Annotated in this window: 16 protein-coding genes and 1 other annotated feature; of the genes, 3 read left to right on the top strand and 13 right to left on the bottom strand. The window is 61.2% G+C overall.

All coding sequences use genetic code 11. The features are described 5' to 3' along the window. Nucleotide 1 precedes the first annotated feature (1 nt). Nucleotides 2–1,165 carry an MFS transporter gene (locus GKN89_RS19660; protein WP_154747598.1) on the bottom strand — a complete coding sequence of 388 codons (1,164 nt, stop codon included), beginning with the start codon at nt 1,163–1,165 and terminating at the stop codon, nt 2–4. 100 nt (nt 1,166–1,265) lie between these two features. Here GKN89_RS19660 and GKN89_RS19655 point away from each other — a divergent pair, with 100 nt between their 5' ends. Continuing rightward, entirely contained in the window at nt 1,266–2,033 is a 768-nt protein-coding gene (locus GKN89_RS19655) for a helix-turn-helix domain-containing protein (RefSeq protein WP_154747597.1), read from the top strand. 78 nt (nt 2,034–2,111) lie between these two features. Here GKN89_RS19655 and ushA read toward each other — a convergent pair whose 3' ends face one another. Continuing rightward, nucleotides 2,112–3,764, bottom strand: coding sequence for a bifunctional UDP-sugar hydrolase/5'-nucleotidase UshA (gene ushA, locus GKN89_RS19650; protein ID WP_154747596.1), 1,653 nt, complete (start codon nt 3,762–3,764; stop codon nt 2,112–2,114). A 178-nt stretch (nt 3,765–3,942) separates the two neighbouring features. Between ushA and GKN89_RS19645 the strand changes: the two genes are divergently transcribed. Together GKN89_RS19645 and ybaL are read left to right on the top strand one after the other, a co-directional pair. Next, nucleotides 3,943–5,163: an MFS transporter gene (locus tag GKN89_RS19645; RefSeq protein ID WP_154747595.1), complete on the top strand. Its 1,221-nt coding sequence runs from the start codon at nt 3,943–3,945 to the stop codon at nt 5,161–5,163. A 246-nt stretch (nt 5,164–5,409) separates the two neighbouring features. Beyond that, nucleotides 5,410–7,101, top strand: a complete 1,692-nt coding sequence (gene ybaL, locus GKN89_RS19640) for a YbaL family putative K(+) efflux transporter (RefSeq protein ID WP_025160055.1) — start codon at nt 5,410–5,412, stop codon at nt 7,099–7,101. A 56-nt stretch (nt 7,102–7,157) separates the two neighbouring features. On the opposite strand, the gene GKN89_RS19635 is transcribed toward ybaL, so the two are convergent. The 11 genes from GKN89_RS19635 to apt all read right to left on the bottom strand — a co-directional run bounded on the left by GKN89_RS19635 (nt 7,158) and on the right by apt (nt 20,019). Further along, complete coding sequence (locus GKN89_RS19635; RefSeq protein ID WP_019454159.1) at nt 7,158–8,462, bottom strand: inosine/guanosine kinase; 1,305 nt, start codon at nt 8,460–8,462, stop codon at nt 7,158–7,160. A 90-nt stretch (nt 8,463–8,552) separates the two neighbouring features. Next, nucleotides 8,553–9,515 (bottom strand): ferrochelatase, encoded by a 963-nt coding sequence (hemH, locus tag GKN89_RS19630; protein WP_019454160.1) that lies wholly within the window; start codon nt 9,513–9,515, stop codon nt 8,553–8,555. A gap of 119 nt (nt 9,516–9,634) precedes the next feature. Further along, on the bottom strand, nt 9,635–10,798 hold the full coding sequence (locus GKN89_RS19625; protein ID WP_154747594.1) for a glycerate kinase: 1,164 nt from the start codon (nt 10,796–10,798) through the stop codon (nt 9,635–9,637). Nucleotides 10,799–10,807: 9 nt separating this feature from the next. Further along, complete coding sequence (locus tag GKN89_RS19620; RefSeq protein WP_016928831.1) at nt 10,808–12,073, bottom strand: GntP family permease; 1,266 nt, start codon at nt 12,071–12,073, stop codon at nt 10,808–10,810. A gap of 119 nt (nt 12,074–12,192) precedes the next feature. Further along, nucleotides 12,193–13,326: a sugar diacid recognition domain-containing protein gene (locus GKN89_RS19615; protein WP_063918852.1), complete on the bottom strand. Its 1,134-nt coding sequence runs from the start codon at nt 13,324–13,326 to the stop codon at nt 12,193–12,195. A 166-nt stretch (nt 13,327–13,492) separates the two neighbouring features. Beyond that, nucleotides 13,493–14,137 carry an adenylate kinase gene (gene adk / locus GKN89_RS19610; RefSeq protein WP_004940261.1) on the bottom strand — a complete coding sequence of 215 codons (645 nt, stop codon included), beginning with the start codon at nt 14,135–14,137 and terminating at the stop codon, nt 13,493–13,495. A 202-nt stretch (nt 14,138–14,339) separates the two neighbouring features. Continuing rightward, complete coding sequence (htpG, locus tag GKN89_RS19605; RefSeq protein ID WP_195934022.1) at nt 14,340–16,205, bottom strand: molecular chaperone HtpG; 1,866 nt, start codon at nt 16,203–16,205, stop codon at nt 14,340–14,342. A 235-nt stretch (nt 16,206–16,440) separates the two neighbouring features. Further along, on the bottom strand, nt 16,441–17,046 hold the full coding sequence (recR, locus tag GKN89_RS19600; RefSeq protein ID WP_004940263.1) for a recombination mediator RecR: 606 nt from the start codon (nt 17,044–17,046) through the stop codon (nt 16,441–16,443). Beyond that, entirely contained in the window at nt 17,046–17,375 is a 330-nt protein-coding gene (locus GKN89_RS19595) for a YbaB/EbfC family nucleoid-associated protein (RefSeq protein ID WP_004940264.1), read from the bottom strand. The genes recR and GKN89_RS19595 overlap by 1 nt, the downstream gene beginning before the upstream one ends. A gap of 41 nt (nt 17,376–17,416) precedes the next feature. After that, nucleotides 17,417–19,375, bottom strand: coding sequence for a DNA polymerase III subunit gamma/tau (dnaX, locus tag GKN89_RS19590; protein WP_154747592.1), 1,959 nt, complete (start codon nt 19,373–19,375; stop codon nt 17,417–17,419). Continuing rightward, nucleotides 18,020–18,084 (bottom strand) — a sequence feature (DnaX frameshifting element). (Overlaps the previous gene by 65 nt.) 92 nt (nt 19,376–19,467) lie before the next feature. Then, nucleotides 19,468–20,019, bottom strand: a complete 552-nt coding sequence (apt, locus tag GKN89_RS19585) for an adenine phosphoribosyltransferase (RefSeq protein WP_019454166.1) — start codon at nt 20,017–20,019, stop codon at nt 19,468–19,470. Between the last annotated feature and the right edge of the window lie 97 nt (nt 20,020–20,116).

Genomic DNA, 20,116 nt, shown 5'->3' with positions numbered 1-20,116 from the left:
CTTATCGCTCAGATACGCTCGGCAACACCAGACGACGCTCGCTGTACGCCACTCGCCACGCCAACAGCAGCGCGCCAAGGCTGCAGAGCGACAGCACGGCGCCCAAGTGCTGCGACAACCCGGCCAGCACCAGGCCACCGCCCAGCATCAGATAATACATCAGGCCAAGGATGGCGCCGGCGGTGCCCATGCAGTCTTTATAATGGCGCAACGCGCGCGCCAGAATATTGGGAATGGCGATGCCGTACGCCATCACCACCAGCATCATCGGCAGAACGAACCACAAGGTCCCTTCCAGCAGCAGTACCAGCAAGCCGCCGGTCAGCGACAGCGCGCAGGCCAGCATCAACAGCGCGGGGAACAGCCAGTGCTTGCCGATCAAAAGCTTGTTGATCGTCGCGCCGATACCGACCCCGGCCGCCAACACCAAACCGGTATAACCGAACCACTGCGCCGGCAGTGCCAACGCCGAGAAGTGGAATGGTGCCAGCTGGTAATAGCTGAACATGCAAATATTGAACAACGCCACCAACAGCGCACTGAGCCAAACATCCCCGTCCTTGATCATCCGCCCCAGCGTGCCGAAAAATGAATTCTTCACCACCTGTTGCGGACGCGTTTCCGGCAGTTGCCAACCGGCATAGCCCAGCAACAGCGCCGCCAGCAGCGCCAAACCGCCAAACACGCCTTGATAACCCCAATAGTGAGTCAGCACGGCGCCGCTCAACACGCCAACCGCTGGGCCGATCGCCATGGCGATCCCCATCACCGAGAACACCCGCGCCAACTCATAACCGTCGAAGCGATCGCGAATCGCCGTTTGCGTCCCGACCGAACCGACCGCCGCGCCAAAGGCGGCCAGCCCCCGCGCCGCCAGCAGCACGCTGAAACTGCCGCTGAACAGCGCGACGATCGAAGCCAGCAGATAGAGCATCAGCCCGGCCAAAATGGCGGGACGGCGTCCGATGACGTCGCACATCCGTCCCCATACCACCACGCCGAGCGCAAAGGCGAAAAAGTAACAAGAGAGCGTTTGCGCCGCCATCTCCGCACTTACCCGGAAACCGTGAGCAATGTGCGTCAATGCCGGGCTGTAGATGGTCTCCACCACCAGGGGAAACATCATCATCGACGTCGCCAAGGTCAGCGTCAGTTTACGTTGCATAACAGATCCCGCAGCCAAGAATAAGCTGCACAAGGTAGCATCTGCTCCCCGGCGACGATTACAATATAAAAGACAATAAATTTACAAAATCGGACATCCTATGGCGTGGCTTCAGGCGCAGGACAGCTTTAATCCGGATGCGCTCGACAATAGCGTGCTCGGGATCGCCGCCGAACTGGCGCAGCACGACTCGGGCACGCATTGGCATGAGAAGGGGCAGTTGCTGTTTTGCCAGCAAGGCAGCATGCGCATCACGCTCAACCAAAGCATCTGCATGCTGCCGCCGGGCAGAGTGGCCTGGATCCCGCCGCGGGTGGCGCATCGCGTTCAGGTCAATGGCGTGGTCGGTTACCGTTCGCTTTATCTCGACGCCGGTCGCTACCCCTGCCTGCCCGCACAGCTTGCCGTACTGACAGCCTCACCGCTGCTGCGCGAGGTGTTGGAACGCATCGCGTTCGCCGCCTTCGACACCGACTGGCAACATGGGCCCTACGCCAATATTCTGGCGGTCTGTCTGGATGAAATCGCCGCCGCGCCGCGCGAGTTGACGTTGCTGCCGCTGCCTTGCGACCGGCGCCTGCGCCACCTCGCCGATCGGGACATGCTTCCGCCGTTGCATCAGCTGGCGCGCTATAGCGGCGCTTCAGAGAAAACCATCAGCCGGATCTTCCGCCGTGAAACCGGCCTCGGTTACCAGCAGTGGCGCCAGCAATGGCGATTGATCAAGGCTATCGAGATGCTGGCCGCAGGGCTGAGTCAATCCGACGTCGCCAGCCGGCTGGCGTTTTCCAGCGATAGCGCCTTCGCCACTTTCTTCAAGAATAGGGTGGGCTGCCCGCCGAGGGCGTATATGGAGAGAAGAAAATAAATCGGTGAGAAGGTTTGATGCGGAGCGTGGCGAACGGCGCTTCCCGTTTGCCGTGGGAAGCGCCGCGTCGATACGCCGTTATTGATACACGATCTCGCCCTTTGGCTCATAGGCTGCCGCATCCAGCGGCGAGTGTTTCTCGATGTACTGCTTCAGCACCTCGGCGTCGATAAAGCCGGTGTTGACGTAGCTCGGCAGCCCATCCAGCTTCGGATAGCCGTCACCGCCCAGCGCGTTGAAGTTCAGCGTCGCCATGCGGTAGGTTTTATCCGCCTGCAGCGGCTGGCCGTTGATCTTCACTTCGCTGACGCCCTTGCCGTCCGCGACCAGGCTGACGTTGGCGAACTGGGCGTAGGCGCCGGAATCCGGCTGCATGTTGGCCACTACCGCCAGGTACTGCTCAATCTCGCTGCCTTTCATATCGACATGCACCAGGGTGTTGCCGAACGGCTGGACCTTGAGCACGTTCTTGTAAGTGATATCGCCGCTCTCAATGGAATCACGCACCCCGCCGCCGCTCATCACGGCGAAATCGGCATCGGCGCGCTCCATCTGCGCGGCCAGCATCACCCGCGCCAGGTTGGTCTGCACGAAGCGCACTTTGCTGCGATCGCCCTCCAGCTTGCCGTTAACGCTGCCGATTTTCACGCTCAGCTGTTCTTTGCCCTTCTCCTGGAACGGCGTCAGTAATTTCATCATGGTCGGATCTTCGGCGATCTGCTGGGTGTAGTACACCCGCTCGCTGGTGCCGTCCGCCTTCTCCACCTTTTTCTTCAGGTTCACCGGGATCAGCTGATAATGCACCAGCTTCAGCTCACCGTTGCGGAATTCAAAATCGGCGCGACCCACGTATTTGCCCCATTCGTGCGCCTGCACAATCCAGGTGCCGTTCTGGCGATCCGGCGCGCATGGCGTGCCCGGCACGTAATCCACCTGTTTACGGTTGTCGCTGGCCATGCACACCGGATCCTGCGAGTGGCCGCCGACGATCATATCGAGATACCCGGCCGGCAGGCTGCGCGCCATCTCCACATCGCCCGGCGCGTTGGAACCGTGCTGGCCGTTATCGTAGTGCCCCATGTGGGTGGCGGCGATGATCACGTCCGGCTTCTCGTCCTGGCGCAATTGCTCCACCACCCGCTTCGCTTCCGGCGCCGGCACGCGGAATTCAATGTCGGTAAAGTACTCCGGGTTGCCCATTTTGGCCGTGTCGTCGGTCGTCAGGCCAATGACCGCAATCTTGATGCCCTGCTTGTCGAACAAGGCGTAAGGCTTGAACAGCCGCTGGCCGGTGCTTTTCTGGTAGATGTTGGCGGAGAGCAGCGGGAAGGTCGCCCATTTCTCCTGCTGGCGCAGCACGCTCAGCGGGTTGTCGAATTCGTGGTTGCCGATCGCCATCGCGTCGTAACCCACCAGGTTCATGCCGCGGAAGTCCGGCTCGGCGTCCTGCAGATCCGATTCCGGCACGCCGGTATTGATATCGCCGCCGGACAGCAGCAGCAGGCTGCCGCCCTGCGCCGCCACTTCCTGACGGATACCGTCCACCAGCGTTTTCTGCGCGCCCAGGCCGTATTCGCCGTGATCGTTCTGCCAGAAGTGACCGTGATGGTCGTTGGTATGCAGAATGGTGATGGCGTAGGTCTTATCCTTTTCCCAGGCACTGGCGGCCCCCGACAGCAAGGTCAGGGAAACGGCCAACGCGCATGCGGTGGTCTTCAGCGAAAAACGCATGGCGGATCTCCGTGTATTAAATGGCTTTTATGATGAGGGCGAAATTGTAGCGCGAATCAATGACAGTTGATTTCAAATTTTTGCGAGGTGAGTCTGATTATTTCAGATATGGTAAAAACTGAGCGGGCTGCCTAAGATGTCATCTCTGTGCTCAACACCTTATCAGGCTAATAATAATATGACCGACAGTAGCCAAAGCGCGATGCCGCCCGCCAAGGGCAGTACGGTAAAGGGGACCGCTTTCTCCATCCTCGGCGCCATCAGCGTGTCTCACCTGCTCAACGATATGATCCAGTCGCTGATCCTGGCGATTTACCCGATCCTGCAAGCCGATTTCCACCTCAGCTTCGTGCAGATCGGCATGATCACCCTGACCTATCAGCTGACGGCCTCCCTGCTGCAACCGCTGATTGGGTATTACACCGATAAACACCCGCAGCCTTATTCTCTGCCGATCGGCATGGGCTTTACCCTGACCGGCCTGCTGCTGCTGTCGGTGGCGAACACCTTCCCGCTGGTGCTGCTGGCGGCGGCGTTGGTGGGCACCGGTTCATCGGTGTTCCACCCGGAGTCCTCGCGCGTGGCGCGCATGGCTTCCGGCGGGCGGCACGGTCTGGCGCAGTCGCTGTTCCAGGTCGGCGGCAACTTCGGCAGCTCGCTTGGCCCGCTGCTGGCCGCGCTGATCATCGCGCCTTACGGCAAAGGCAACGTCGCCTGGTTTTCGCTGGCGGCCCTGCTGGCGATCGTGGTGTTGCTGCAGGTCAGCAAATGGTACCAACATCAGCATCGGGTGGCTAAAGGGCAACCCAAAAGCCCGTCAATGCTGAAACCGCTGCCAAAACGTACCGTCGCCTACTCGATGGGCATTCTGCTGGCGCTGATTTTCTCTAAATATTTCTATCTGGCCAGCATCAGCAGCTATTACACCTTTTATTTGATACATAAGTTCGGCATTTCGGTGCAGAACGCGCAAATTCATCTGTTCGCCTTCTTGTTTGCGGTGGCGGCCGGCACCATTATCGGCGGGCCTCTCGGTGACAAGATAGGGCGTAAATATGTTATTTGGGGCTCCATCCTCGGTGCGGCGCCATTTACGCTTGTTTTACCCTATGCATCACTGTACTGGACCGGCATTTTGACGGTAATTATCGGGGTAATTCTCGCCTCGGCGTTCTCCGCCATTCTGGTTTACGCGCAGGAGCTTATCCCCGGAAAAGTCGGTATGGTTTCCGGGTTATTCTTCGGTTTTGCTTTCGGTATGGGCGGATTAGGCGCGGCAGTTCTTGGTTATGTCGCTGATTTGACCAGTATTGAACTGGTCTACCAAATCTGTGCTTTCCTGCCGCTGATCGGCATTATCACCGCGTTACTGCCCAATATGGAGCATAAAACGCAATAACCCCGCGAACGGCCCGGATGAAACCATTTATTCATCCGGGTTTATCCTACGGATAAATCAATGTTATTTGGTTTATCTGGCACAAAATCCCCTCATTGCCGTACCTTAAGCGAAATCCTCTGCTTTTTTACAAAAAAGGCCAAATTAGCCAAGCAAGCCGCGAACAAATGCAATAAACTAAATGTATCTTTTCGTAACTTTGTTGCGTTTCTCCCGTGCCGCGATGCATAGCCAGAAGGAGTATGGATGCATAATTCAACACCGCTCATCACCACCATCGTCGGAGGGTTAGTACTCGCCTTCCTCCTCGGTATGCTGGCGAACCGCCTGCGCATCTCCCCTTTGGTGGGATATCTGGCCGCAGGGGTGCTCGCCGGCCCGTTCACCCCCGGTTTCGTCGCCGATACCTCACTGGCGCCGGAACTGGCGGAAATCGGCGTTATCCTGTTGATGTTCGGTGTTGGCCTGCACTTCTCCCTGAAAGACCTTCTCGCAGTAAAATCTATCGCCATTCCCGGCGCCGTAGCGCAGATAGCCGTCGCCACGCTGCTCGGCATGGGGTTGTCCAAGCTGCTCGGCTGGGATCTGATCTCCGGTCTGGTGTTTGGCCTCTGCCTCTCTACCGCCAGTACCGTGGTATTGCTGCGCGCGTTGGAGGAACGGCAACTGATCGACAGCCAACGCGGGCAAATCGCCATCGGCTGGCTGATCGTCGAAGATTTGGCGATGGTGCTGACGCTGGTGTTGCTGCCGGCCTTCGGCAACATGCTGGGCAACGACAACGCCAGCAGCGGTCAGCTGCTGATGGAGCTGGCGCTGACCATCGGTAAGGTCATCGCCTTCATCGCGCTGATGATCGTGGTCGGCCGCCGCCTGGTGCCGTGGATCCTGTCGAAAACCGCCAGCACCGGCTCACGCGAGCTGTTTACCCTGGCGGTATTGGCGCTGGCGCTCGGCATCGCCTATGGCGCGGTGAAGCTGTTCGACGTTTCCTTCGCGCTGGGCGCCTTCTTCGCCGGCATGGTGCTGAACGAGTCCGAACTGAGCCACCGCGCGGCGCACGACACCCTGCCGCTGCGCGACGCGTTCGCGGTACTGTTCTTCGTCTCGGTCGGCATGCTGTTCGATCCGATGATCGTGATTAACGAGCCGCTGGCGGTGCTGGCGACGCTGGCGATTATCGTGTTCGGCAAATCCGCCGCCGCGTTCCTGCTGGTGAAAATGTTCGGCCATTCCAAGCGCACCGCGCTGACCATTTCCGCCAGCCTGGCGCAGATCGGCGAGTTCGCCTTTATTCTGGCGGGCCTCGGCATCGCGTTGGGCATGATGTCGGAACACGGCCGCAACCTGGTGCTGGCCGGCGCGATCCTGTCCATCATGCTCAACCCGCTGTTGTTCACCCTGCTGGAGCGCTATCTGGCCAAGACCGAAACCATCGAAGAGCAAATCCTCGAAGAGGCGGTGGAAGAAGAGAAGCAGATCCCAGTGGACATGTGCAACCATGCGCTGGTGGTCGGCTATGGCCGCGTCGGCAGTCTGCTGGGCGGAAAACTGGCCGAGGCGGGCATCCCGCTGGTGGTGATCGAGAACTCCCGCCCGCGGGTGGAAGCGCTGCGCGAGCAGGGCATAAAGACGGTGTTGGGCAACGCCGCCAATCCGGAAGTGATGGATCTGGCGCGGCTCGACTGTGCGCGCTGGCTGCTGCTGACCATCCCAAACGGCTATGAGGCCGGCGAGATCGTCGCCTCGGCGCGCGCCAAGCGGCCGAACATCGAGATCATCGCCCGTGCCCACTACGACGACGAGGTGGCCTACATCACCGATCGCGGCGCCAATCAGGTGGTGATGGGCGAACGCGAGATCGCCAACAGCATGCTGAACATCCTGCAGCTGGATACCCTGAGCGAAGAAGAAAAAATGGGCGGCTGCCCGATCTGAAGCGCCGCGCGCGCATAAAAAAGGTCCGGCATGCCGGACCTTTTCTTTTCAATGGGTTAACGTTCCCAGTAGGACTCTTCCAGGCTGTCTTCGCGCTCCGGCAGGCCGCGCGTGAGGCGCGGCGAATGCTGGTTCAGCACCTGGTAGCTGACGCGGTTGGCATATTTGCACACCTGCGCCAATGAGGAATAGGTCAGGTAACTGCGCACATGCTTGCTGGAGTTCGGCACGTTGTGACGGTGGTAGCCGTTGGCGGCGATATCGTGCAGCAACGCCGACAGCGCGCCGTCGCCGGCGCCGTTGGTGTTCATGATCCTCTCCGGCCCGCCCATATACGGCGCGATGTGCGAATAAACGCGCAGCGGATTTTCACAGTGCTCGCGGCGCATGGCGCGGCTGAACTCGTAGCGGTTGAACTCGGCGATATGCCCCGGCAGCAGCGGGTGCTGCGTCTGGCGTTTGTTGGCTTCTTCGGTATAGCCCGCCATATACAGGCCACTCGGCCCGGCAGTGCACAACACCAAATCCACCCAGTCCAGCGCCATGTCCGAGGCGGTGAGCGGATCGCTCAGCCCGGTCAGCTCCAGCGCTTCGTCTTCGTTCATCGCCAGAATCGACACGTTTTCCTTCAGGAAGTCGCGCCACCACTGCGGGTTGTCGGCGATCACGTACTTGGTGCCCAGGGTCAGCACTACCGGCACATCGTGTTTTTTGGCGTATTCGATCGCCTGCAGGGTGGCGGCCTTCATCGGCTCGCCCTCCTTGCAGCGCACCAGATAAGAGCTCAACACCAGCGCCGACGCGCCGGCGATCACCTCTTCCGGAATGCTTTCCGGGCGCAGCTGATTCATCTGGCCGGGGTTGATGGCGAAGGTGCGCTCGCCGCTTTCACCGATCAGCGTGAAGCAGCGGCCGATGGCGCCGTCTACGCCCTGCAGATAGTTAAGATCGGTGCGGCTGGAGGTATTGCACAGGTAACGGTAGGCGTAGCTGCCGATTTTCACGTTGCTGCACATCACGCCGAGCAGCACCGAACGGTCGTCCGCCAGCACCGAATAGTTGTGCATGGTATTGCCGATGGTGCCGCCGGCGAACTGATGGGTGACCAGATTATTTTCGTTCAGTTCCTGATACAGCGCCTCGGCGACGTCGTCTTCGATCACCAGAGAGTGGCCCAGACTCAGGCCGTAGCGCTGGACAAAAGCGTCGTCCACTTTCGCCTCGATATCCACCAGCGTCTGGTCGATGCCGACGATATACGAGGTGCTGATTTCACTTTCGGGCTGGGCCTGCTGCAGAAGCGGATCGCGGGCGCTCACCGGAAAATAGTGTTTGGACTTGCGTTTACCAGGAAATTTCATGTGATTGGCGGTGGTGACGGTTTAACAAGCGGAGAATGTTAACACATCCCCGCCCGATCATGATGCACCTAATATACAGATTATGAATGATTACAGACGCTGCGCCACCAACTGCTGCATCATATCGATATGCGCCGGTTCATCGTTCAGCGCAGAGATGTACTCAAACTTTTCGCCGCCGGCCTTGAGGAAGATCTCGCGGTTCTGCTCTTTGATCTCTTCCAGCGTTTCCAGGCAGTCCGCCGAAAAACCGGGGCAGATCAGCTGAATGTGCTTCACGCCCTGCGCCGGCAACCCCTTCAGGGTTTCATCGGTGTACGGCGTCAACCACGGCTCGCGGCCGAAGCGCGACTGGTAGGTCATCATCACTCGCTCCGGCGCCAGCGGCAGCGTGGCGCTCAGCGCACGCAGCGTATCCTCGCAGCGCTGCGGGTAGTCGTCGCCCAGACGCGCATAGCGTTTGGGGATGCCATGGAATGACAGCACCAACCGATCCGGCTGGCCGTGTTCGGCGAATGAACGCTCCACGCTTTGCTGCAGCGCGGCGATATAGGCCGGGTGTTCGGCATAATCGCGAATGAAGGCCACCGACGGCAAGCGGCGATAGCCTTTCAGCACCCGCGCTACGCCATCCCATACCGCCGCACTGGTGGAGCAGGAATATTGCGGATAGAGCGGCAACACCACCAGGTTAGTCACGCCTTGCGCCAGCAGCTTGTCGATGGCTTCCGCCAGGCTCGGCGAGCCATAGCTCATGCCCAGCTCCACCGGCGTATTCGGCATGCGCGCCGCCAGCGCCCGCTGTTGGCGGCGGCTGTACACCAGCAGCGGTGAGCCTTCTGCCATCCACACCGATTGGTAGAGCTTCGCCACGCGCGGCGAACGGATCGGCAGGATCGCGCCGTTGAGGATCGGCCACCAGATCAGCGGCGCCGTGTCGACCACGCGATCGTCACTGAGGAATTCCTTCAGATAGCGTTTGACCGCCGACGAGGTCGGCGCATCTGGCGTGCCCAGGTTCACCAGCAATACGCCGTGTTTCTCTTGCTTCATCTCAGTTCCCCTCATTTCCTTTCCGGCCGGCATTCCGTTCTGGGTCGGGATGTCAGCAGCCATTAATGCCGGCTATTGTAACGGAAAAGTCCTGCGTCGAAACCGATAACAGCAACAGGCTATGCCTGTGAGCCTCTCCCTTGCGCCAGCTGCCATACCGCCGCCACGTTGCGCGCCGTCACCTGCAGATTGCGATCGGCGTCCGCCAACGCCTCTTCCAGCGTCACGATGCGATCGAGCACCGAAAACGCCGCATCGATGCCGTGCTGATGCACCACCTGATAATCCGGCGTCAGGCTACCGGCGATGGCGATCACCGGCACGCCGTGACGCTTGGCCACCCGCGCCACGCCAATCGGCGTTTTGCCGTGGATCGACTGGCTATCCAACCGCCCTTCGCCGGTGATCACCAAGTCGGCATCGCGCACCGCCTCATCCAGGCGCAGGGTTTCGGTGACGATCTCGATGCCCGGCCGCAAGCGCGCATCGAGCATGCCGAGCAGCGCCGCCCCCATGCCGCCCGCCGCCCCCGCGCCCGGCTGGGTGAGCACGGCGCGGCCGGTTTCCCGCTCCAGCAGTTCGCCATAGTGATGCAACGCCGCATCGAGCTGCGCCACCATCTCCGGCGTCGCCCCCTTCTGCGGCCCGAACACCGCCGACGCGCCCTTTTCGCCGCACAGCGGATTATCGACGTCACAGGCGGCGGTCACGCTCACCCGTTGCCAACGCGCATCCAGCCCGGCGAGATCGAGATGCGCCAGCTGCGCCAGGGCCGCTCCGCCCACCGGCAGCGGCCGGCGATCCCAATCCAGCAGTTTGACGCCCAGCGCCTGCATCATCCCGGCGCCGCCGTCGTTGGTGGCGCTCCCGCCGATGCCGAGAATGATCGCCTTCACGCCGCGCTCCAACGCCGCCAACATCAGTTCACCGGTGCCGTAACTGGTGGTGATGCGCGGATCGCGCCGATTAGGCGGCGCCAGATGCAGCCCGGAAGCGGCGGCCATTTCAATCACCGCGGTTTCACCGTCGCCCAGCAGGCCATAAAATCCCTGCACCGGCTCGCCCAGCGGCCCGGTGACCGTCACCTGGACGATTTCGCCGCCGGTGGCCGCCACCATCGACTCCACCGTCCCTTCACCGCCATCCGCCATCGGCAACTTCACGTAGTGCGCCTGCGGGTAGATTTGACGGAATCCCCGCTCGATAGCGTCGGCGACGCCGAGCGCACTCAGGCTCTCTTTGAAAGAATCCGGGGCAATAACCACTTTTTTCAGCGTTTTCATCACTGTTCCTTATCCCGCCAGGTTAAATACGCCAAACATCAGCGCCGAGATTGCCGCGATGGTGAACCCCACCAGCGTCTCATACGGCAGCAGCTTCAGCCGCTCGTGCACCGCCATATTGACGCTGCCGCCGGTGGCGTGGAAGAAGCTGCCGTGCGGCAGGTGATCCAGCACCGTCGCGCCCGCATGGATCATCGCCGCGCCGGCCAACCCGCTCACCCCCAGTTCCAGCAGCGTGGAACTGAATACCCCGGACGCTACGGCGGTGCCGGCGGTGGTCGACGCGGTTGCCATCGACATCAGCGCGCCGGACAGCGGCGCCAGCAACCAGGCCGGCAGCCCGGTATGCGTTAAGCCGTTAATCAGGACATCCTTCAGCGCCGAGTTGGCGATGATGCCTGCCAGCGTGCCGGTGCCGAGCAGCATGATCGCCACCGGCGCCATGCGCGACAGGCCGGAGACCATAAACTGATTGCACTGGCGAATGCGCCCCATCAATAGCGCGCCCGCCAAACCGCCGGCCGGCAACGCGATCAGCGGATCGACGGCGATCCCGGCGATCGGCCGTAGCGACAGCAGCAGGATCGCCACCAGCGGCGCGCTGATCGCCGCGGCAAAGCCCGGCCGCGCCCCTTCGGCATGCTGAGTCAACTCTTCGGCCATCACCCTGCTGCCTTTATCGCTCAGGCGGCGCGCCAGCAGATAGGCCACCACCAGGCCGCACAGCCCCGGCACGATGCCGGCCATCATCACCGAGGTGAGCGGCACGTGGAAATTGTCCGCTGCCGCGATGGTGTTCGGGTTGGGCGACATCACGTTGCCGGCCTTGCCGCCGCCGATCATCGCCAGCAGGATCGCCGCGCGTGAAATACCGGCCTTCTGGGCGATCGACAGTGCGATAGGCGCGACGGTGATCACCGCCACGTCGATGAACACCCCCACCGCCGTCAGGATCAGTGTAGCCACCGCCAGCGCCAGCAGCGCGCGGGTTTCGCCCACCTTGCGCACGATGGTTTCGGCGATGGTGTGTGCCGCGCCGGATTCGATCAGCACCCCGGCCAGCACCCCCGCCGCCAGAATGCGCATCACGGCGTTGGTGATGCCCTGCGCCCCGCCAATCATCAGCGTCACGGTCTGCACCAGATCGGCGCCGCCGCACAGCCCGCCCGCCAGCGCGCCGGCAATCATGCCGTAAGCCGGCGGAACCTTGCGTAGAATCAGGACGATGGCGACGGCTAACGCCACCAGCGCCCCCAGAGTGGATACGGTTGTCATTGTTGTTTTCTCCGTGGTTGATGTGCAGGCCAACATATCGCGCGCGCCCGGCGCAGACCTGAGGGAAAACAACAAAAAATCGCCGGCGGAACGGCGCGGAATTTGTGGGTTGGCACAATTCAGTCGTGCATCAGCATGCCGATATACAGCCGCAGAGCATCGGTTAATTGATTGATTTTCATGCCGGTTATCGCCTCGATGCGCTGCAGGCGATAACGCAGGGTATTGACGTGAATATGCAGCTGCGCGGCGGTCTGCGTCTGATCACAATTCTGCGAAAAATAGTGGCGCAGCGTACCGCGCAGCACGCCTTTTTCGTCCTGTTCGCCCAGCGTTCGCCAAGGGCGCCCCAGCTCCTGAGCACGCCAGTCCTCCCCCAGATCGCACAACAGCGACGGCAGCGGATAGTCGTGGTAGAACAGCGTGGCATGGCGCAGTTTCAGGCGCTGCGCCATCGCCTGGGTGGCGCGCGCCGTCAGGCTGGAGCGGTAGGCACTTTGCGGATCGTCATAAAAACCGCCGACGATCAGCCGCACCCGAAAACGGTGTTTAAGCTGGTTTTGCAAACGCTGCGCCTGTTGGCGCTCCAGCTTCAGGCTCCATTCGCCCTGCGCCATACAGGCCGGGCGCAGCAGGGTCATCTCATTGAAGCCGGTAATGGCGATCAACGCATCGCGCTGGGTGGCTTCCAGCTCCGCCAGCAGCTCACGCAGCAGGTGCGGCTGCGCCTCTTGCAGCTCGACGATCCACACCATGCGCGCCTGGCGCAGATCCAACCCCAGATACGCCGCCATCGCTTCCAGCGACGCGGTGTTCGGCTGTGGCTGCAGCAGCTGATTCGCCAGCTCTTCCCGGTAGCGTTTTTCCCACTGGTGCTGATCCAGCAGCGCCGCCTGCTCCACCATCATCTCCGCCGCCATCTTGACCAGCTCGGCGTAAGCGCGCACCTCGGCCGGCTCGCCGGAAATGCCGATCACCCCCACCCGCTGATTGCGAAAGCTGAACGGCAGGTTGATGCCGGGCCGCACCCCTTTCAGATGCTCGGCGGTGGCGCGATCGATCTCCACCACCCGATTCTCCGCCAACGCCAGCACCGCGCCCTCATGGCGCTGAAACAGACGCTGCGGATTGCCGGAGGCGATGATCACGCCGTTGCTGTCCATCACGTTGACGGAATGGCTGATGATGCCCATCGCCCGCTGGACGATCTGGCGCGCGGTGGCTTCCGCCAGAAGATTGGTTTGTCTGAGCATGCCCGGCTCCCTGCTGATGGTAAAAACGCAGGCTTGTTATACGCCATTTGGCACGGGCGATTAACGATCGCGACCGCAACAAGCCGCCGCGATCACAGTTTGGCGGGAAAACGGCCAAAAAAAACGCCGGGCCACTGGCCCGGCGTCATGCACAACCCGCTTGCGATCAACCGAGGATGGTCGCCAGCTCTGCGCTCACTTCGGCAACCTTGCGGGTGCCGTCGATTTTGCGGTATTGGGTGTTGCCCGCCGCCGCTTCTTTGCTGTAGTAAGAGATCAGCGGCGCGGTCATCTGATGGTATTCCACCAGGCGCTTGCGCACGGTCTCTTCCTGATCGTCCTTGCGCGTGGTCAGCTCTTCGCCGGTCACGTCGTCTTTGCCTTCCACCTGCGGCGGATTGAACTTCACGTGGTATACGCGGCCGGACGGCGCGTGCACGCGGCGGCCAACGATGCGGTCAACGATCAGCTCGTCCGGCACGTCGAACTCCAGCACGAAGTCCACGTTGATGCCGGCTTCTTTCATCGCGTCAGCCTGCGGAATAGTGCGTGGGAAACCGTCCAGCAGGAAGCCCTTGCGGCAATCTTCCTGAGCGATGCGCTCTTTGACCAGCGCGATCACCAGCTCATCGGTCACCAGCTTGCCGGCGTCCATGATCTCTTTCGCCTGCTTGCCCAGTTCACTGCCGGCCTTCACGGCTGCGCGCAACATATCACCGGTGGAGATTTGCGGAATGCCGTATTTCTCCATGATGAATTGAGCCTGAGTACCTTTACCAGCGCCCGGAGCGCCCAGCAGAATGATACGCATTGCGTAAATCCCCTTGCTATGTAGTTTTTATAAAATTGCGAAAACGCTCAACGATACCATTTCAGGGGGGGCAGGCTCAAGGCGCGCGAAGGAAATCGATTGCGGAATGTGCAAAAAAACAGACGAACAAAAGGCGAGAAAATGCGGGGAAAAAACGAAAACGCGCCCCTAACTGTGCCGTTAAGGGCGCATATCTTCAACTTTAGGCGGACAACAACTTATTCATGCGACGGATGAACAGGTTCGGATCCTCCAGCGTACCGCATTCAGCCAGCAGCGCCTGATCCAATAACAGGTCGATCCATTCGGCGAAATGTTCGTTATCGCCCACGTCGGATGCTCGTTTGACCAACGCATGCTCGGGATTAAGCTCGAAAATGTACTTCACTTCCGGCGCCTGTTGACCAGCGGCGGCGAACAGCTTGGCCATCTGGGTGCTCATTTCGTCGGCGTCGGTCACCACGATCGCCGGCGTATCGGTCAGGCGGTGCGTCAGGCGCACATCCTTCACGCGCTCGCCCAGCAGGGTTTTCACGCGTTCGACGAACGGTTCCAGCTGCTTCTCGGCGGCTTTCTGCTCTTCGGTTTCATCCGCCAGTTTGTCCAGCGCTTCATCCGCTTTGCTGACCGACTGGAACGCCTTGCCGTCAAACTCGGTCAGGTAGCTCATCATCCACTCGTCGATGCGATCGGACAGCAGCAGCACTTCGATGCCTTTCTTGCGGAACAACTCCAGGTGCGGGCTGCTCTTGGCGGCGGCGTAGCTGTCGGCGGTGATGTAGTAAATCTTCTCCTGCCCTTCCGCCATGCGGCCGACGTACTCTTCCAGCGACACGGTCTGCGCCGAGCTGTCGCCGTGAGTGGTGGCGAAGCGCAGCAGTTTGGCGATCGCTTCCTGATTGCCGTTGTCTTCCGCCGGCCCCTCTTTCAGCACCAGACCGAATTGCTGCCAGAATTTCTGGTAGCCTTCGGCGTCGTCTTTGGCCAGTTTATCCAGCATCTGCAGCACGCGCTTGGTCAGCGCGCCGCGCAGGTTTTGCGTCACGCGGCTGTCTTGCAGGATCTCGCGCGACACGTTCAGCGGCAGATCGTTGGAATCGATCAGGCCGCGCACGAAGCGCAGGTAGTTCGGCATGAACTGCTCGGCGTCGTCCATGATGAACACGCGCTGCACGTACAGCTTCAGGCCGTGCTTGTGATCGCGGTTCCACATGTCCCACGGCGCCTGGGCCGGAATATACAGCAGGCTGGTGTACTCCTGCTTGCCTTCCACCCGGTTGTGGCTCCAGCTCAGCGGATCGGTGAAGTCGTGAGCGATGTGTTTGTAGAACTCTTTGTACTCTTCGTCGGTCACGTCAGCCTTGCTGCGGGTCCACAGGGCCTGCGCCTTGTTGATCTTCTCCCAGGTGACAGTATCGTCTTCTTCGTTCTTGCTTTCGATCTCCACCGGCAAAGCGATGTGATCGGAATATTTGCCGATCACCGAGCGCAGGCGCCAGGCGTCGAGGTACTCATCTTCGCCTTCGCGCAGATGCAGGGTGATTTCGGTGCCGCGGGTCTCTTTAGTGATGTCGGCGATGGTGTAGTCGCCTTCGCCGGCGGACTCCCAGAACACTCCTTCGTCATCGGCGGCACCGGCGGCGCGGGTGCGCACGGTCACTTTGTCCGCCACGATGAACGCCGAGTAGAAACCGACGCCGAACTGGCCGATCAGCTGGCTGTCTTTCGCCTGGTCGGAACCGATGGATTCCAGGAATGCTTTGGTGCCTGACTTGGCGATGGTGCCGAGGTTCTCGATCACTTCTTCGCGGCGCATGCCGATGCCGTTGTCGGCGATGGTCAGGGTGCGCTGCTCTTTATCGAAGGACAAGCGTACGCGCAGCTCGCCGTCGCCGGCGTACAGCTCTGGCGCAGACAGGGCGCGGAAGCGCAGCTTGTCGGCGGCGTCAGAGGCGTTGGAAATCAGCTCGCGCAGGAAAATTTCTTTGTTGGAGTACAGCGAATGGATCATCAAATGAAGCAGCTGTTTTACTTCAGACTGGAACCCGCGGGTTTCTTGACCTTTCATACTCATTGATTACCTCAAAAGACAATGGCTACCAAAATCGAACAATGAGGATCAGATGAGGGTCAGGGTGTTGTTTTTCAAGCGGACGGTGGGAAATTTTTGGCAAAAACCGCTGGGACCGAACGGCCGCGCCCAATTATTGATTTTCGGCTGATAACAACAAAGGAGGAAAAACGTGGTTTTTCCTCCTTTGTTCGCGATAGGACGGGGCCGAATGGCCCCACCCGGGAAAACATCAGAACTTGATGGCGTGGCGCCCGGCCAGGGAATGCGACAGCGTAGTGCCGTCGACCATCTCCAGCTCGCCGCCCACCGGCACGCCGTGGGCGATGCGGCTGGCGAGCACGCCATACTGGCCGCACATCTCGGCGATGTAGTTGGCGGTCGCCTCCCCTTCCACCGTCGGGTTGGTGGCGAGGATCACTTCGGTGATGCTTTCCTTTTCCAGCCGTTGCTCCAGGCGATCCAGACCGATATCGCCCGGCCCGATGCCGTCCAGCGGCGACAGATGCCCCATCAGCACAAAGTAGCGCCCGGCGAACTGGCCGGTCTGCTCGATGGCGTGGATATCCGCCGGGCTTTCCACCACGCAAATCTGGCCGTTTTGCTGACGGCGCGGATTGGCGCAGATAGTGCAGACGTCCTGTTCGGTGAAGGTGCGGCAGTCGGCACAGTGGCCGATCTCCGACATCGCGCGCGTCAACGCCTGCGCCAGGCGCATGCCGCCGCTGCGATCGCGCTGCAGCAGTTGGAACGCCATGCGCTGCGCCGATTTCGGGCCGACGCCCGGCAGGCAGCGCAGCGCCTCCATCAGGGATTCAAGGAGCGGGCTGGTTTGCATCAGAACGGCATCTTGAAGCCAGGCGGCAACTGCATGCCGCTGGAAACGGAGGCCATTTTCTCTTTCTGAGTCTCTTCGATGCGGCGCGCGGCGTCGTTAAACGCAGCGGCGATCAGATCTTCCAGCATCTCTTTGTCGTCTTCCATCAGGCTTGGATCGATCTCCACACGGCGGCAGTTGTGCGCGCCGTTGATGGTCACTTTCACCAGGCCCGCGCCAGACTCGCCGGTCACTTCCAATTTGGCGACTTCTTCCTGCATCTGCTGCATTTTTTCTTGCATTTGCTGGGCTTGCTTCATCAGGTTGCCCAGACCGCCTTTACCAAACATAGTCGTCTCTCGTCGCTAGGGCCGCGCACGTTGCGCAGCGTTTAAAGGGGGCGAATACTCTCTTCATCCAGGTCCGCGTCGAAGAACCGGCGCAACGTCTGAATGTTGGTATCCGCATCGATGGACTGGCGCGCCTGCGCCAGTTTTTCTTCATAGATGGCTTGTCGCCATTCCAGCGGGGTGCGCTCCGCCGGATTATCGTCCTCCACCACGGTCAGCTCAACCGGGTTGCCATACAGCTCCCCGAGCGCGTCGGCCAGCGTCTTCTGCGCCGAAGGCGAATTCAGATGGCGCTGCGAAGACCGCAGATGGAGGCTAATTTTGCCCGGCTCCGGCTGCTGCTTGAAGGCGTTTAACGCCAGCTGCTGCACCAGTTTCGGGATCTTCAACTTATCGATTTCCGCCGCCCAGGCATCGCGCTCCAGCGACTCCACCACCAGCTTGGCGGCCAGCTCCGGCGTTTTCTCGTGTTCCAACGCCGTGCGCAGCGCTTTCGGCGTCGCCAGCGGTTCCGGCGCCGCTTCCGGCTCGGTCTGCGCGCGCCAGCGATAGGCTTCCGGCTTCGCCGGTTTTTCCGGCACCTTCTTCTCCGCCAGGCGCTGCTGGCTACGCTCGGTCACGGAAGCCAAACGCCCCAGCGCCGAGTTTGCCGGCCGCGCTATTCCTGGCGCCGCCGGCTCATTCTTTTTTGGTGTGGATGCTCCCTGCTGCCGTTGCAGCTGGGACCGCGCTTTCAACAGCTGGGCGGTGGCATCCGGTAACGGAGTCGATGATTGTCGCTGTGGCGCGGCCGGCTGCCCTAGCGGCGGCGGTGCGTCCTGAAACTGCGGCGGCTGTTGCGATGCGGCGGCCTGCGGCTGCGCCATCGGCGCCGGCGCGGTCTGTACCAACGCCACCGGCTCCGGGATCACCGCTTTCGGATGAAACGCCAGCGCGCGCAGCAGGGTCATCTCAACCCCCATGCGGCGATCCGGCGCATAGGCCAGCTCTTTGCGGCCCACCAACAGCGTCTGGTAATAGAGCTGCACATCGGCCGGCGGCAGGGTGCGCGCCAGCTCACGCAGCCGTTGTTCCACGGCGGCGTAGTGGTTGTCGAGCATCGAAGGCAGCAGCTGCACCATCGCAATGCGGTGCAATAGCGCCAGCGTCTCTACCAGCAGATTTTCCCAGTCCACGCCGCGCGAAGCGGCCTGCGCGACCTGCGCCATCACCTTTTCGCCGTCGGCGCTGACCAGCGCTTCGAGGATCGCCAGCGGCTGCTCGTCATCGAGCGTGCCGAGCATCTGGCTGACGGTGGCGGCGGTCACCTGCCCCTGCCCCATGGCGATCGCCTGATCGGTCAGGCTCAACGCATCGCGCATGCTGCCGTCGGCGGCGCGCGCCAGCAGCTGCAGCGCGCGGGCGTCGCTGGTGATCTGTTCCGCCGTCAGCACCGTTTCCAGCTGCTGACGGATCTGATCGACGTCCAGCGCTTTGAGGTGAAACTGCAGGCAGCGGGAAAGAATGGTCACCGGCAATTTTTGCGGATCGGTGGTGGCCAACAGGAATTTGACGTGTGCTGGCGGCTCCTCCAGCGTCTTCAGCAAGGCGTTGAAGCTGTGGCGCGAGAGCATGTGCACTTCATCGATCAGATAGACCTTGAAGCGGCCGCGCGCCGGCGCGTACTGGACGTTGTCCAGCAGATCGCGGGTATCTTCCACCTTGGTTCGTGAAGCGGCGTCAATCTCGATCAGATCGACGAAGCGGCCCTGCTCGATCTCGCGGCAGTTGTCGCATTGGCCGCACGGCGTGGCGGTGATGCCGGTTTCACAGTTCAGGCCTTTGGCCAGCAAGCGCGCGATGGTGGTTTTCCCCACGCCGCGCGTGCCCGAGAACAGATAGGCGTGATGGATCCGCCCCAGCGAGAGGCCGTTGGCCAGCGCGGTCAGGACATGTTCCTGGCCGACCACGTCTGCGAACGTTTGAGGGCGCCACTTACGGGCGAGAACCTGATAGCTCATTAATACCGGAGAAGTCGAGTAATCTGGAGGGTCATGCTAACACAGCCCCGCGGCGATCCGCGAGGCCGTTGTGCCCGAGGGGCGATGCCGCATCAATGACCGGCGAAATCCACCAGGCAGTAGCAATCGATGCCCAGCTTGTTCAGACGCGCTTCCCCGCCCAGATCCGGCAGGTTAATGATGAACGCGGCGTCTTTTACTTCACCGCCCAGGCGGCGGATCAGTTTGGTGGTCGCTTCGATGGTGCCGCCGGTCGCCAGCAGATCGTCCACCACCAGCACTTTGTCACCCGCGGTGATGGCGTCGGTATGGATCTCCAGCTTGTCGGTGCCGTATTCCAGCTCATAGCTTTCGCTGAGCGTGGCGCGCGGCAGTTTGCCCGGTTTGCGCACCGGCACGAAACCGACGCCCAATGCCAGCGCGACGGGCGCGCCGAACAGGAAACCACGCGCTTCGGTACCCACCACCTTGGTCACGCCCGCTTCGCGATAGCGCTCAACCAGCAGCTCGATGCTGGCGGCGTAGGCCAACGGGTTTTCCAGCAGGCTGGTCACGTCGCGGAACAGGATGCCCGGCTTCGGATAATCCGGGATGGTTTTGATACTGTCTTTAATAAACTGAAGCTGCTGCGCAGTAGCGGTCATAATTGTTGCCTGATAAAACTGCCTGAAAACCGGCGCGCCGCTCACCCACCGCCCCCGGGAGAAACACGCCGGAGAAGAAATGGCAGGCGATCCGCGC

Source organism: Serratia sp. YC16 (genome assembly GCF_009707615.1).
GTDB lineage: Bacteria > Pseudomonadota > Gammaproteobacteria > Enterobacterales > Enterobacteriaceae > Serratia > Serratia surfactantfaciens.
Note: the sequence above shows the minus strand (reverse complement) of the source record. Positions and strands in the feature narration are given on the sequence as shown.

Coding starts and splice junctions, on each gene's coding strand:
- GKN89_RS19645 (WP_154747595.1), top strand. CDS start 3,943: ATGACCGACAGTAGCCAAAGCGCGATGCCGCCCGCCAAGGGCAGTACG.
- GKN89_RS19625 (WP_154747594.1), bottom strand. CDS start 10,798: ATGAAAACGCTGAAAAAAGTGGTTATTGCCCCGGATTCTTTCAAAGAG.
- GKN89_RS19615 (WP_063918852.1), bottom strand. CDS start 13,326: ATGCTCAGACAAACCAATCTTCTGGCGGAAGCCACCGCGCGCCAGATC.
- ybaL (WP_025160055.1), top strand. CDS start 5,410: ATGCATAATTCAACACCGCTCATCACCACCATCGTCGGAGGGTTAGTA.
- GKN89_RS19660 (WP_154747598.1), bottom strand. CDS start 1,165: ATGCAACGTAAACTGACGCTGACCTTGGCGACGTCGATGATGATGTTT.
- recR (WP_004940263.1), bottom strand. CDS start 17,046: ATGCAAACCAGCCCGCTCCTTGAATCCCTGATGGAGGCGCTGCGCTGC.
- GKN89_RS19655 (WP_154747597.1), top strand. CDS start 1,266: ATGGCGTGGCTTCAGGCGCAGGACAGCTTTAATCCGGATGCGCTCGAC.
- dnaX (WP_154747592.1), bottom strand. CDS start 19,375: ATGAGCTATCAGGTTCTCGCCCGTAAGTGGCGCCCTCAAACGTTCGCA.
- GKN89_RS19620 (WP_016928831.1), bottom strand. CDS start 12,073: ATGACAACCGTATCCACTCTGGGGGCGCTGGTGGCGTTAGCCGTCGCC.
- adk (WP_004940261.1), bottom strand. CDS start 14,137: ATGCGTATCATTCTGCTGGGCGCTCCGGGCGCTGGTAAAGGTACTCAG.
- GKN89_RS19595 (WP_004940264.1), bottom strand. CDS start 17,375: ATGTTTGGTAAAGGCGGTCTGGGCAACCTGATGAAGCAAGCCCAGCAA.
- GKN89_RS19635 (WP_019454159.1), bottom strand. CDS start 8,462: ATGAAATTTCCTGGTAAACGCAAGTCCAAACACTATTTTCCGGTGAGC.
- htpG (WP_195934022.1), bottom strand. CDS start 16,205: ATGAAAGGTCAAGAAACCCGCGGGTTCCAGTCTGAAGTAAAACAGCTG.
- hemH (WP_019454160.1), bottom strand. CDS start 9,515: ATGAAGCAAGAGAAACACGGCGTATTGCTGGTGAACCTGGGCACGCCA.
- apt (WP_019454166.1), bottom strand. CDS start 20,019: ATGACCGCTACTGCGCAGCAGCTTCAGTTTATTAAAGACAGTATCAAA.
- ushA (WP_154747596.1), bottom strand. CDS start 3,764: ATGCGTTTTTCGCTGAAGACCACCGCATGCGCGTTGGCCGTTTCCCTG.